The sequence below is a fragment of the Macellibacteroides fermentans genome, from assembly GCF_013409575.1.
GTDB lineage: Bacteria > Bacteroidota > Bacteroidia > Bacteroidales > Tannerellaceae > Macellibacteroides > Macellibacteroides fermentans.
On the sequence record NZ_JACCCY010000003.1, the window covers coordinates 20,334 to 34,410 of the forward strand.

General features: G+C 38.7%; 12 protein-coding genes and 3 tRNA genes. 8 read left to right on the forward strand and 7 right to left on the reverse strand.

Annotated elements, in window-relative coordinates:
* The first annotated feature begins 30 nt into the window (after positions 1–30).
* From F5613_RS09445 to F5613_RS09465, 5 genes are all read left to right on the forward strand, one after another.
* Positions 31–118, forward strand: a tRNA-Ser gene (locus F5613_RS09445).
* A gap of 75 nt (positions 119–193) precedes the next feature.
* Positions 194–961, forward strand: a complete 768-nt coding sequence (locus tag F5613_RS09450; RefSeq protein ID WP_179399585.1) for a MotA/TolQ/ExbB proton channel family protein — start codon at positions 194–196, stop codon at positions 959–961.
* 7 nt (positions 962–968) lie between these two features.
* A complete protein-coding gene (locus F5613_RS09455; protein WP_179399586.1) occupies positions 969–1,439 on the forward strand; it encodes a hypothetical protein in 471 nt (156 codons plus the stop codon).
* A 35-nt stretch (positions 1,440–1,474) separates the two neighbouring features.
* Positions 1,475–2,065, forward strand: coding sequence for a biopolymer transporter ExbD (locus F5613_RS09460; RefSeq protein ID WP_179399587.1), 591 nt, complete (start codon positions 1,475–1,477; stop codon positions 2,063–2,065).
* Positions 2,065–2,532, forward strand: a complete 468-nt coding sequence (locus tag F5613_RS09465) for an ExbD/TolR family protein (protein ID WP_179399588.1) — start codon at positions 2,065–2,067, stop codon at positions 2,530–2,532. Before F5613_RS09460 ends, F5613_RS09465 begins: the two co-directional genes overlap by 1 nt.
* Positions 2,533–2,589: 57 nt before the next feature.
* Here the strand turns inward: F5613_RS09465 and F5613_RS09470 are convergent, their stop codons facing one another.
* Entirely contained in the window at positions 2,590–3,135 is a 546-nt protein-coding gene (locus F5613_RS09470) for a GNAT family N-acetyltransferase (RefSeq protein WP_179399589.1), read from the reverse strand.
* A gap of 142 nt (positions 3,136–3,277) precedes the next feature.
* On the opposite strand from F5613_RS09470, the gene F5613_RS09475 reads away from it, so the two are divergent.
* The gene (locus F5613_RS09475; RefSeq protein WP_179399590.1) at positions 3,278–3,751 is read left to right on the forward strand and encodes an Lrp/AsnC family transcriptional regulator; all 474 of its coding nucleotides are present in this window, start codon (positions 3,278–3,280) and stop codon (positions 3,749–3,751) included.
* 66 nt (positions 3,752–3,817) lie between these two features.
* On the opposite strand, the gene asnS is transcribed toward F5613_RS09475, so the two are convergent.
* The 3 genes from asnS to purB form a co-directional block, all read right to left on the reverse strand.
* Entirely contained in the window at positions 3,818–5,224 is a 1,407-nt protein-coding gene (gene asnS, locus F5613_RS09480) for an asparagine--tRNA ligase (RefSeq protein ID WP_079683694.1), read from the reverse strand.
* 70 nt (positions 5,225–5,294) lie between these two features.
* Positions 5,295–6,917 (reverse strand): pseudouridine synthase, encoded by a 1,623-nt coding sequence (locus tag F5613_RS09485; RefSeq protein WP_179399591.1) that lies wholly within the window; start codon positions 6,915–6,917, stop codon positions 5,295–5,297.
* 58 nt (positions 6,918–6,975) lie between these two features.
* A complete protein-coding gene (gene purB / locus F5613_RS09490; protein ID WP_079683760.1) occupies positions 6,976–8,319 on the reverse strand; it encodes an adenylosuccinate lyase in 1,344 nt (447 codons plus the stop codon).
* Between the two features lie 165 nt (positions 8,320–8,484).
* On the opposite strand from purB, the gene F5613_RS09495 reads away from it, so the two are divergent.
* Positions 8,485–8,559: transfer RNA gene (locus tag F5613_RS09495), tRNA-Val, on the forward strand.
* A gap of 24 nt (positions 8,560–8,583) precedes the next feature.
* Positions 8,584–8,658, forward strand: a tRNA-Val gene (locus F5613_RS09500).
* A 405-nt stretch (positions 8,659–9,063) separates the two neighbouring features.
* Here F5613_RS09500 and F5613_RS09505 read toward each other — a convergent pair.
* The 3 genes from F5613_RS09505 to F5613_RS09515 all read right to left on the reverse strand — a co-directional run bounded on the left by F5613_RS09505 (position 9,064) and on the right by F5613_RS09515 (position 14,053).
* Positions 9,064–10,809 carry an SWIM zinc finger family protein gene (locus tag F5613_RS09505; RefSeq protein WP_179399592.1) on the reverse strand — a complete coding sequence of 582 codons (1,746 nt, stop codon included), beginning with the start codon at positions 10,807–10,809 and terminating at the stop codon, positions 9,064–9,066.
* A 213-nt stretch (positions 10,810–11,022) separates the two neighbouring features.
* On the reverse strand, positions 11,023–13,359 hold the full coding sequence (locus tag F5613_RS09510; protein WP_179399593.1) for an ABC transporter permease: 2,337 nt from the start codon (positions 13,357–13,359) through the stop codon (positions 11,023–11,025).
* A 16-nt stretch (positions 13,360–13,375) separates the two neighbouring features.
* On the reverse strand, positions 13,376–14,053 hold the full coding sequence (locus tag F5613_RS09515; protein ID WP_179399594.1) for an ABC transporter ATP-binding protein: 678 nt from the start codon (positions 14,051–14,053) through the stop codon (positions 13,376–13,378).
* Positions 14,054–14,077: the final 24 nt, after the last annotated feature.

Consider the following 14,077-nt stretch of genomic DNA (forward strand, 5'->3'; position numbering starts at 1 on the left):
TTTTGAGGATAGGGAGCTTGCGTTTGTATTGGAGAGATGCTCGAGTGGTTGAAGAGGCACGCCTGGAAAGCGTGTATACGCCTAAAGCGTATCGCGGGTTCGAATCCCGCTCTCTCCGCATAATATCATGAATTATTAAAAACAAAAACAAAAATAAATAAGAGAATTATTAATCTTAAAAATTAAACACACAATGAAGAAGTTATTTGCAATTATCGCATTCTTGGGTTTATTTACCCTGGGTATCTCTAATGCAGCAATGGCGCAGGATGAAGCTGCTCCTCAGACTGAACAAGCTGCTGACCAGTCAGCTGTTGAAGGTGGTATCCACAAGGCTTTAAAAACAAAATTTATTGAAGGTGGTGCCGACTTTATGAGCTTGGTTGCTATCGCTCTTATCTTTGGTTTGGCTTTTAGCTTGGAAAGAATTATCTATCTTAGTTTAGCTGATACAAACCCTTCAAAATTACTTAAGAAAATCGAAGAAGCTCTTGAAAAAGGTGATGTAGAAGGTGCAAAAACAATTGCTCGTGAAACAAGAGGACCAATTGCGTCTATTGCTTATCAAGGATTAATGAGAATCGACCAAGGTGTTGATATCGTTGAAAAGTCAATCATTTCATACGGTGGTGTACAAGGTGGTTTGCTTGAAAAGAACCTTTCTTGGATTACATTGTTTATTGCTATGGCTCCATCATTAGGTTTCTTGGGTACAGTAGTAGGTATGGTTATGGCTTTCGATAAAATCCAACAAGTAGGTGATATCAGCCCAACGGTTGTAGCAGGTGGTATGAAAGTGGCTTTGATCACAACAATCGGTGGTCTTATCGTTGCTTTGATTCTTCAGGTATTCTACAACTATTTGTTGAGCAAATTGGAAGGTATTTTGAACAAGATGGAAGATGCATCAATCACTTTGATTGACCTTGTTATTAAATACAACTTAAAATTCAAAAAATAATTAAACCATGTCAGTTACTAAAATTAGAAAAACATCAAGCTGGACGTTATTAGCTGTATCGCTAATATCCCTTCTTGTTTTGGGGATTTACTATTTTGGTGGGGTTGTAGATCCTGCAGCTGAAATGGTAGAACCTGTATATACAAGCTTGCTTTTAAATTGGATTTATGCAATTTTTGCAGCTACATTGGTAGCTTTAGCAGTATTTGCATTGTGGGACATAGCATCTCTTGTACAACATGATCCAAAATCGGCTATTATGCCTTTAGGAATTTTAGCTGTATCAGCTGCAATTCTTATCATATCTTATTCTATGGGAGACGGAACTCTTCTTAATCTTGTAGGATATGATGGAGAACATAATACTGATTTCTGGTTGAAACTAACAGATATGTGGTTATTTACCACTTATATTTTGATTGCATTAATCTTGGTTTCATTATCTTATTTTTCAATCAAGAAAGTTTTAAGTAGATAAATTAGTAATAAGAATTAATAAACAACAAAAACAGTATGGCTAGAAGAAAAAGAAAAGCTCCATCAATTAACAGCTCTTCATCTGCCGACATCGCTTTCATGTTGCTTATCTTTTTCCTTATTACTACTTCAATGGATACAGACCGTGGTTTGGCAAGACGTTTGCCACCTCCAGTACCCAAAGAACAAAAGGACCAGGATGTTGATATTAAAAAAAGAAATCTGCTTGTAGTACTGATTAACAGTAACAACCAAATTCTTTGCGGCGATCAATACGTCGATATCAAGCAATTGAAAGACCTTGTTAAAGAATTCGTTCAGAATCCTTTTAACGATGAGCATAAACCGGAAAAGGTTGAAGAAGATGTTCCATTCTTTGGAAAAGTAATGATTACTAAGAACCACATCATATCCTTGCAGAATGACCGTGGAACAGAGTATCAAGCATATATCGATGTTCAAAATGAGTTGGCGAGAGCTTATAACGAATTAAGAAATGAGATATCCAAAGAAAAGTTTGGAAAGTTATTTGAAGCTTTGACAGAAGAACAACAAGACGCTGTAATTCAGATTTATCCACAAAAGATATCTGAAGCAGAGCCTAAAAATTATGGAGATAAAAAGTAATGGGAAAGTTTAGTAACGCAGGCGGTCGCGAGATGCCTGAATTGAATACATCATCATTACCTGACTTAGTATTTGCTTTCTTGTTCTTTATCATGATGGTAACATCAATGCGTGAAGTAACTTTGAAAGTGGTATTTAAGGCTCCACAAGCAACTGAGCTTCAAAAGCTGGAAAAAAAGTCATTGGTAACATTTATTTATGTTGGAAAACCCACTCAGGAATTGAGAGGAAAATTAGGTTCTGAAACACGTATTCAGTTAAATGATCAGTTTGCTGAAACATCGGAAATTCAGGATTACATTGCTCAGGAAAAGTCAAGTATGAAAGAAGAGGATGCCCCCTTTATGACAGTGTCTATTAAGGCAGACAAAGAAACAAAAATGGGTGTTATCACAGATGTAAAACAGGCTCTTCGTGAAGCATATGCATTAAAGATCAACTACTCTGCAGGTTTGAAAGTAGACTAAAAGAGAAGTATTATATTATAGAAAAGAGCCGGATTTTAAAATCCGGCTCTTTTTTTATTAACTCCATCTATATACATGTTTATATATAGTCTGTTTAATTGTTTCGAGATCGATTGAATCATCGTAACCGAAAGTCATAAATGCCATTGGTAACATTGGATCTTGGGGCCTGTATGGGGGTTGCTTATAAGGGAACGAATGGTAATGAAAACCATTTCTTTTATAGAATGAAATCCGGCTGATTTTAATCCTATCCAGAGGAGGTTCGACTTCCAGAACAACCATTCTTTTTAAATTCTGCAGAAACAGCGACAAAGCCTTACCACCATATCCCCCGTTGCGATGCTTTTCGTCAATAGCAAAATGCTCTATATAAACAAATGAGTCAAAATCCCACCAGGTAATAAAACCCACATATTTATCTGAATGCATTATAAGCTCCAAATTAAATCTTTTTTCACTACGAAGCAAATAGACCACATCAACAAAATCCCGACGTTCTACAAGCGGAAAAGCATCATTATACGTCAACTCTACCTGCCTTACTATTTCTTCATTAGAATCCGGCAAATACTTACAAACTATAAGACTCGAATCACTCATTCCAGGTTTAATTAATTTTTCAACAACAAAAGATATCAATATAAATTTATTTTCACACAAAATATAAATACTAACAGAAATTTCTTTACTTTTGTATTAAAATGTAAGAAACAGTTTTCAATTCAGACAAATATACAACAATATGGCACATCATCAACTTGGCGAACTTGACGAAAAAATATTAAAACTAATTATTGGCAATGCACGTATGCCTTTTTTGGAAGTCGCCAGAGAATGTAATGTATCCGGTGCAGCTATACATCAAAGGATACAGAAGCTCACAAACCTGGGAGTTATAAAAGGGTCTGAATTTATTGTTGACAACACAAAGGTTGGTTACGAGACTTGCGCTTACATGGGACTTTACCTGAAAACACCCGGACAATTCCCATCGGTTACAGAAGCTCTTAAACAAATACCTGAAGTTGTAGAATGTCACTACACTACAGGACAGTATGACTTGTTTATCAAGATATATGCTAAAAACAATCAGCACCTGCTAAACATTATTCACAACAAGCTCCAACCGCTGGGTCTGGCTCGTACGGAGACTTTAATATCCTTTAAAGAGGCCTTCAAACGACAGATCCCCATCGAAATAGATTACGAAGATTAAATAGAAAAGGTCCGGTTATCACAGGATAGCCGGACCTTTTTATGTTACACCAGATGTAAGTCTGAATTAAAATTCTGCTGTTTTTGGCGTACGGGGGAAAGGAATAACATCTCTGATATTCGTCATTCCGGTTACGAAAAGCAGTAAACGTTCAAATCCTAATCCAAAGCCAGAGTGAGGAGCAGTTCCGAATCTACGGGTATCCATGTACCACCAGATATCTTTTTCAGGAACTCCCATTTCTTTTGCTCTGCGGGATAACTTTTCATAATCTTCCTCACGTTGTGAGCCTCCGATAATCTCTCCGATTTTGGGGAACAGTACATCCATAGCACGTACCGTTTTTCCATCTTCATTCTGTTTCATATAGAATGATTTGATTTCTTTTGGATAATCAGTAAGGATCACCGGCGATTTGAAATGATTCTCTACCAAATAGCGCTCGTGTTCGGCAGCAAGATCGGCTCCCCAATAGATCGGGTATTCGAACTTATGACCGTTTGCAACAGCCTCTTCCAATATCTTAACACCATCGGTATAGGTCAAACGAACGAAGCTATTCTTCAATACAAACTCCAATCGCTCGATAAGCTCTTTATCGTACATCTTGCTAAGGAATTCAATATCCTCTTTGCAATTGTCTAAAGCCCACTGAATACAATATTTGATGAAGTCTTCGGCCAACTGCATATTCTCTGCAATCTCATTGAAGGCAACTTCAGGCTCGATCATCCAGAACTCGGCAAGGTGTCTGGGTGTATTTGAATTCTCTGCTCTGAAAGTAGGACCAAAAGTATAAATTGAACCTAACGACATGGCAGCCAATTCACCCTCAAGCTGACCGGAAACAGTAAGGCTGGTCTGTTTGCCGAAGAAATCATTGTCATAAATAATAGAGCCTTCCTCATTCTTCTTCAAATCATACAGATTCAGGGTAGTTACCTGAAACATCTGTCCCGCTCCTTCACAATCAGAAGCTGTGATAATCGGGGTATGAAAATAAAAGAATCCTCTGTCATGGAAAAAACGGTGAATAGCAATCGCCATATGGTGACGAATACGAAATATCGCTCCGAAAGTATTTGTACGAGGACGCAAGTGCGCAATTTCTCTTAAAAACTCAAGCGAATGACCTTTCTTTTGCAAAGGATAAGTTGCAGGATCTGCCGTTCCGTAGATCAGAATTTCTTTTGCATGAATTTCGGCATTTTGTCCTTGTCCCTGCGACTCCACAAGCTCACCATTCACACTGATACATGCACCTGTTGTTATAGGCTTGAGATACTCTTCTCCAAAAAGATCAACATCAACAACAATCTGAACATTATTAATTGTAGATCCATCATTCAAAGCTATAAAACTTACTTGCTTACTTCCACGGCGGGTACGTACCCATCCTTTCACGTTAACAGTCGTACCAAAAGCCTCGCTTTTAAGTACATCTACAATTTTTGTTCTAACAATGGTTTCCATTTTCTTCTTTTTTTCTAACGGTAATTAAACAAGATAGCCGATTATATCTCAAACCGGCTATGCCTGTATATTATTCAAATGCACCCATTCGAAGTGCATTCACTTCTCTTTCGTTCAGGTAACGCCATTTTCCACGGCTCAGGTTCTTCTTGGTGAGACCGGCAAAATAAACACGGTCCAACTTCACCACATGATAACCCAGAGATTCGAAAATACGACGTACAATACGATTACGGCCTGAGTGAATTTCAATACCCACCTGGCTTTTATCTTCTTCACTTGCATAGCTAATTGCATCGGCGTGGATTTCTCCATCTTCCAACTCAATACCATTTGCAATTTTCTCCATATCTTCAATAGAAACATTCTTATCCAACCAAACATGATAAATCTTCTTCTTTTTGAAAGAAGGATGAGTAAGTTTGGAAGCCAGGTCGCCATCGTTAGTCAACAACAACACACCGGTTGTGTTTCTATCAAGACGTCCTACAGGATAAATACGCTCCTGACAAGCATTCTTAACCAAATCCATAACAGTTAAACGTTCCTGAGGATCGTCAGACGTAGTTACACAGTTCTTTGGTTTGTTAAGCACGATATATACTTTGCTTTCAATCTGAACCTGCTTATCCTGGAACTCTACCTTATCGGCACGTGTAATTTTGGTACCCAACTCGGTTACAACTACATCATTTACCTTTACTGCACCATTTTGAATAAAGTCGTCGGCCTCACGTCTTGAACAAACACCGGCATTAGACAAGAACTTATTCAAACGGATCGGTTCGTTCGGATCTGCCAGCACTTCCTTATACTTAAGCTGCTTCTGGAAGTTATACTTAGCATTCGGATTATAATCGCTAGTACGTCTCTGCTGCGGACGGTTACCATAACCTCCACCGCGATTATTACCATAAGAAGGACGATTACCGCCAAATGAAGGTCTTCCTCCGCCGCGATTATCTCTGTTATCGTACGAATTTACGCGGGTATCACCTACACGCGGTCTTCTTTTCTTTATGCCGTCTGCCGTTGTATCACCCTCTGCTGCCGAAGCCGAATTAGGCACGGGTCTGGACGGTCTGTTGTCGAAATTAGGTCTCAACGGACGGTTAAACGGACGTTGTTCGTTACCATAGCCACGGTCGTTGTTGCCATACGAAGGACGATTGCCGTACGACGGACGGTCATTGTTTCCGTAAGATGGACGGTTTCCATACGAACGGTCGTTGTTACCATACGACGGACGATCATTGTTTCCGTAAGACGGACGATCGTTATTACCATAAGAGGGGCGTTCATTGTTACCATATGAAGGACGATTACCATATGAGGGTTTATTATAACCTCCTTCTCTGTTGCCGTAAGACGGGCGATTATTACCATACGAAGGACGCGCATTGCCTCCGTCGCGATCTCCATAAGGACGAGTCGGACGTGACGGACGGTCGTTGTTTCCGTATGAATTCCAGTTTTCTCCATACGACGGACGATTGTCGTAAGATCTGTAACCTCCACGATCATCACGCTCGGGACGATTATAGGGTCTACGTTCATAGTTATTTCCCTCAGGTCTGTTGTAACCCTGATTGTAAGGTCTTCTTTCACCTTCCTGGTCTGTGTTTTCCCGTCTGATACTTGGAATTATCTTTCTCGGACGCGGTTGAGATTCATCTCTTTCTTCTGTGCTCATTTGATATAATTGAATAATAAGTAATTACTAGCAACCTCACGGTTGCCCTTTGTTAACACTAAACTCCTGTATAATTATGCGGCGTTATAGCCTTTAATTCATTCTTTACCTCGTCACTAACATTTAATTCATCTATAAAACTACTAATTGACTGAGCAGTGATACCTTCGTTTGTTCTTGTAAGTGCTTTAAGAGCTTCATAAGGCTTTGGATAACCTTCTCTACGCAAGATGGTCTGAATACCTTCGGCAACCACTGCCCAACAGGCATCAAGATCACGATACAAAGCTTGTTCATTTAATAACAACTTACCGAGGCCTTTTGTTAAACTTTTAAACGCAATTTCTATATGCGCCATCGGAACACCTATATTTCTCAATACAGTAGAGTCTGTAAGGTCGCGTTGTAAACGCGAAACCGGCAGCTTAACAGACAAATGTTCCAGAATAGCATTAGCCATTCCAAGGTTTCCTTCTGCATTTTCAAAATCGATGGGATTAACTTTATGAGGCATGGCAGACGAGCCCACTTCACCAGCTTTAATCTTCTGTTTGAAATACTCCATGGATATATATTGCCAGAAATCGCGATTCAAGTCGATCAGGATCGTATTAATACGTTTCATCCCGTCAAACACTGCCGAAAGATTATCATAGTTCGATATCTGTGTTGTCCACTCTTCCCTTTGAAGCCCCAGCACCTCTCCTACAAACCGGTTACCGAAGGCGCGCCAGTCTGATGCGGGATAAGCCACATGATGAGCATTAAAGTTTCCGGTTGCACCACCGAACTTGGCAGAAATAGGAACAGATTTCAATAACGCCAGTTGTTGCTCCAGACGGTAAACAAAAACCATGACCTCCTTACCCAAACGGGTTGGAGAAGCAGGCTGACCGTGTGTTTTTGCCAACATTGGTATATCCATCCATTGCGTAGCATATTGTTTAAGCAGATCAATCACCTCTTGCAATGAAGGATAATACACCTCATTGAGGGCATCTTTCAGAGACAACGGAACTGATGTATTGTTTATATCCTGGGATGTTAAGCCAAAATGGATAAACTCTTTGCAATCTTCCAAAGACAGCAGATCGAATTTTTCCTTTATAAAATACTCGACAGCCTTTACGTCGTGGTTGGTTACACTCTCGATCTCTTTGATCCGTGCAGCATCTTCCAACGAAAAGTCCGTATAAATCTTTCTCAAATCTTCTTTAAGAGATGGAGATACGGTGGAATTCAATTGGGGTAAGAACTCTGCAAGCGTAATAAAATACTCAATTTCTACCTGCACTCTGTATTTAATAAGTGCGTACTCTGAAAAATAGGCCGCTAAACCCTCGGCTTTGTTTCTGTAGCGTCCATCTACAGGAGAAATAGCTGTCAGTGTTGAAAATTTCATATACATTATTAATATAGAGATGCAAAGGTAATTATTATTGTCGAGAAACCTGTAAAGTTGTATTTTTTTTATTTTTTTGGCTGAAATGTTTGGAGGAATAAAATAAAGCCGTATCTTTGCACCGTCTTAAAGAGAAAGACACAACAAAAATAAAATTTTGTGAAAGGGCGTTTAGCTCAGCTGGTTCAGAGCATCTGCCTTACAAGCAGAGGGTCGGCGGTTCGAATCCGTCAACGCCCACCTTTCATAAATAAAAAACATTTCGGGCGTTTAGCTCAGCTGGTTCAGAGCATCTGCCTTACAAGCAGAGGGTCGGCGGTTCGAATCCGTCAACGCCCACAGAAGGAGAGTAGTTTTACTCTCCTTTTTTTATTCCCTCCCCCTCAGACAAATCAAAAGAAAATCTGGATCAACGTAAAAAGTTTAGGAATCAATGCTATGCATGTCACTTTCACACTCTAAATAAAAAGAATGCTTCGTCTTTGATCCCTCTAAATACCCTTTTAAAAGCTTCAATCTTAGCGTTGAATGATTCACAACAAAACCTCACAGCTAGAAATTGCTCGTGTTATTGGTGTTCATCGTCAGACTATCAGTGCATTTAGTAAAGAAAACAATTTGCAACAACATATCCCACTAATGTTCTTTTATTATACTGAAAGAAATCTTATCTTTATACTGAAAGAAATTCAATAACGCTGGATCAAGATGGAGGATCACGAACAAATTGGATCATGAATAAATTCAGTATCCCGTATCGTATATCTTATTAAGTTCTTCACGCAATGCTCTTCTGTTTTTATATGTTGCTTTGAGATCGATAATAAGGTTTCTCACAGCATCGTCACCACCAAGTCTCTTCATATTCATTATATATCGGCAAGCATCAATATAGTAAGACCTTCCCACATTTTTTTCAACGAATACTCGTATTTCAGAATCATAAAGATCAATAAGCTGGTCTTTATATAATAAACTTAAATCCTCTTCTGCATCTGCAATCCTACGAAGGGTTAAGTTCTTTTGCAAGAGGACAAGATAACGATCCCAGTACTTCTCCCAAACATATATATGAACCAGTTTTTCATAATTATACCAATAATCTTTTGCAATAAGTTCTGCTATCATTTTCTCCAGATAAACATTCCACGAGTCGCCCGGAACAGTTGTCTTTAAAAGATCATAATACTCTTTAAATGATTCCTCTTCGGAGCTTCCCTCTAATATAAAATAGCGAGCTAATCGTATCGTATTTTCAATATCTCCGGTTTTCCGATAGATTTCTAACTGATATTTCCTCCATTTATCACACCGCCTGAAAGACTCTTCTTTATCTAGCTCAATGGCATCATTCAATAGTTTCAGTGCGTATTTATAATCTTTAGAGTTTATTGCTCGCTTTACTAATTTTTCTCTAAAATCAGGATTTGAAACATTTTCTATCAAATATTGATTTATAGCCTCTTCGCTCTCTGTCATAAGCAATAATTCGTACATCATCTCCTGAGCTTTTCTATAATTCCTATCCCAACTATTTCCTGTAGGATGAATACTTTCAATATTAATACGAAGCCGTTCTTTTTCCTCTGGTTTTTTAAAAAGTTGGATCGCTAACTCAATAAGGTTTAAATGCCAGGCCCATCCATCTAATTTACCAGTCTCAAATGCAATCATCAGCTCATTAAACAGATCACCACGCTGTATTTCATCTAAATTGGATTCGATAATCTCTTTAATCAGGTCGAAAGCCTCATCAATAGCGCCTATTAGATAACCATCACTATCGTCTGCATTAATTATCACAGAGGTAACCTCTTCCAATACAGAAAAAATTATAGTTAAAGCCTGACTGTTATTTCCATTCTTAATAGACATTGCGGCTATATCAAGAATTTCCGATAGGGCAGAATGGAATTCTTTAACCTCCCGATAGTCCATATAACCATGTCGATCGGTAGAAGCTTGAATCAAATTCTTAATTTGATTTGCATAAATCGGTTTTGAGGAGGAATCCGGCACATTAACTTTAGCAAATTGCGACAAGAAAAGAGCCCGGAAATCCCGGTCATCGGTACAGGTACGCCGAACAAAATCTTTAAGTTCATTTACATTCAATGCGTCAAGAATCCTATCTATCCTATAATCATTCAGAATCTCATCGGGTAAAGAATTAGCATCATCTTCTGCCTCCATTGTTTTCGACGTAACAAGATAATCCTGCAAGTCTTTTCTAACTTCAAAAAGAGAGGCTACAATGTGTTTACATACAACCCCATTACTAGCTGGGCATTCGCAGCTATAGTTTTCAACCCTCTTATCGGAAATAGTCAAATTAACGATAATACGTTCCGTATCTTGTAGAAATGTTCTGAATTTTCCATTGTCAAGTTCAATCAACCTCTGTACGCGACCTGCTATATAATATCGAAGTCCCTCTTCCAATACGGACTTTTCAAGCTGATCTTCAAATTCTTCAAATACGATTCCCATTTACTAACTATTTAGAGCTCAATTTATATTACCACACTTCTCACAAAGAATCAGATATTCAAGTCTATTAATTTCACAACTGGCACATTTGCAATTCATAAATAATGGCAAAACAGAATCAATAGATCGCAATATCATTACAAGCTGTAAAAATAGCTAAACATTGGATTCTAAGCTCACAAATAAGCAGCTTTCTACGCATTGAATATCTTTTCACCGCCTTAAACTATCCACCGGATTACTTAAAGCCGACTTCCATGTAATTGCGCTAACCGACGCAAGAGAAACAACAGAGACTAAGAGTAATGAACCAAGGCAAGAATAAACAGAGATATCAATGCGATAAGCAAATTCCTGCAACCACCGTTCAGATACTACACAGGCCAAAGGGATTGCAACAATAGAGCTGATAGCAATCCACAAAAAAACAGGCTTAACCAACAGACCTACGACTTGATACGTCTTTGCTCCGTTTATTTTCCGAATAGCGATTTCCTTAGTACGTTGGCGAACAGAGTAGTAAGATATGCCAAACAGACCAAAGCATATAAGTATAACACTGATAATTGAATACATCCTAAGCATTGCTGTCATCTCAATAATTTTGCCATTACGCTGAATAAACGTTTCATACATCTCGGTATAAGAAAAATACTCATCCGGCAGATATTGTCGCCAGAGTAAATTGAGATCATGTATAGTTTTATTATTGTCACTGCCATCCAGTCGAATTTGCATGGAGGCAGTCCCGTTTCCTTGTGTTTTGGATTGTGTAATTACTACAGGTAATATTTTTTCTTCCAGCGAGTTAATATAGAAATCGCTAACTACACCTGCAATCACAGATAATGTATCACCAGAATCCACATATTTCTTCAAAGGTTCTCCAAGTATATCCTGCGTCGATTTAGCCACTAGATCGACAAATGCTTTATTTACAAAAACAGCGTTGGAATATTTATCATGGATGTTTATCCATGGTTCACCGGCTATCTGTTCAATCTTCAAAACTCTGATTAAGCCGGTATCTCCGGATAACTGCAATATCGCTGACTGAAATTCTGCTCCATCTTCTTTTTTCATATCTGCATGCATAATCCATGAATTTAAAAGAGAAACATCAGACGTAGAGACACCCGTCACTCCCGAAACAGATGTAATAGCCGATTTCAACGATGCCATCCGGTTCTTATCTCCGTTTAGTTCAACAACATTACGGTACCTGTCTCCTCCCCTTTCCAATAACTGCAGCTGACTGTTTGCGGTGAACATGGCTATTAACAATACGATGGCTATCACAAACTGGACTGAGACCAACACTCCTACCCATCTGTTCTTTTGTTTCACTAAATAAGTTTTTGAATAATCGGTATTGACTCTGCCTAATTTCAAACTGATAAACAGTGATGCCGTAATTGCAAGGAATAATGCGATGCTTACTGTATAAGGAAAAAATTCTTTACTATAAAAATAGGAGGATGAAAACCCGGATGAAACAATCTTATTGAAGATTGGCAGGAAATCATTCATTAGCAACAATGAAAGCAGGAAGGCGATAATAACCATAAAAAAGAGATCTCCAAACAACTGAATACGAATCTCACGCTGTGTAGCGCCCATTAACTTTTGCGTCTGTAAGGTCTTCTGCTGTTGTATTACACGAGATAAACTCATGTTTAAGTAATTAAAAACAGCTATAAATAAAACAAGAATTGCCGAGATCAATCCAACCATTAGCAAGTTGTCTTTCCTGCAATGCCAAAAACTCAGGATCTGTTGATTATAAGTGGTGGACAAGGCATTATCCAACGTAATAAAAAAGTATTTCCCTCCGGCCAATGTCTGGATCTTATCCTCATTTACTTTCGCTTCAAAACGTTTTAAATCAGCTTCTTGAGTCATAAATAAAAGGGTAGCTCCACCCCACAGACTTTCAGGATCATAAATTAATCCGTCGAAGTTTACAGCCGACTGACTTCGATCCTTTACCACTGCGTTTACAACATATACTTGTTTTGTAACCTTACCGTCGAAGTCTTCCACCCCCAAAAGGATCTCCTTTCCAATTGCATTCTGCTTTCCAAATAATCTGCCGGCTTGTTTTTCACTTAAGGCAATCGACCGGGGATTATCAAAGGTATTCCACGATCCGTATAGAAGTTCAAACGGGAAGAACAGTGGAAAGGACGGATTTACGTTTATTATTTCGATTGGATCAAAGGATTGGTGACCAACTTCAATATACTTGACCGGTAAACTATTCAATTGCAAATAATCTTCAACCTCCGGATACTTTTCCTTTAATTGGTCGGGAATCCCGGATTGCATATAAGCAACCTTTTCTCCGGGCTTTGAAGGCAGATCCTGCATAGTCCAGATGATACGTTCTTTATTAGGATTGCTGTATTCGATATTATATTCGTGGGTAACAAATGCTACCAGCATATTCGTAAATGCAATGCCAACCGTTAAACTTAGAATAGCAATACATGCAAATGTTTTATTTCGCCACCAGTTACGGAAAATTAAAGTAACAAAGGTTTTCAACATAGTATTTGTATTAGTGTCAATAGGAAATCGTGTCGGGTACAACCCTGCCGTCAAATAAATTAATTATCCTCGAAGCATATCCTGCATCGTGCTCACTATGGGTAACCATTACGATGGTAGTACCTTCGCGGTTTAAATCGGACAACAGATTCATCACCTCAGCACCGTTTTTACTATCCAGATTTCCGGTGGGCTCATCGGCAAGAATCAATTTGGGATTTGCAACAACTGCACGCGCAATGGCAACGCGCTGTTGCTGACCACCCGAAAGCTGTTGGGGGAAGTGCTTTTTTCGGTGCGATATGGCCATACGGGTCATCGCTTCATTCACGCGCCTTTTCCGTTCGTTTGCGGGAATCTTCATATAAAGCAAGGGCAATTCTATATTTTCAAAAACGTTGAGCTCTTCAATCAAATTAAAACTCTGAAACACAAATCCTATCACACCTTTACGCAGGTCGGTTCTATTACTCTCTTTCAAATACGACACATCTGTTCCATTCAGTATATAGGAGCCGGAAGAGGGGTTGTCCAACAAACCGAGAATATTAAGCAGGGTTGACTTTCCACAACCCGAAGGCCCCATTATAGCCACAAATTCGCCTTCCGCAATCTCGATGTTTACATCGTTCAATGCCCATGTTTCAACCTCTTCCGATCGAAAAATCTTTTTTAAATCTACTGTTTTAATCATGATAGTAAAATTACATATTATTAT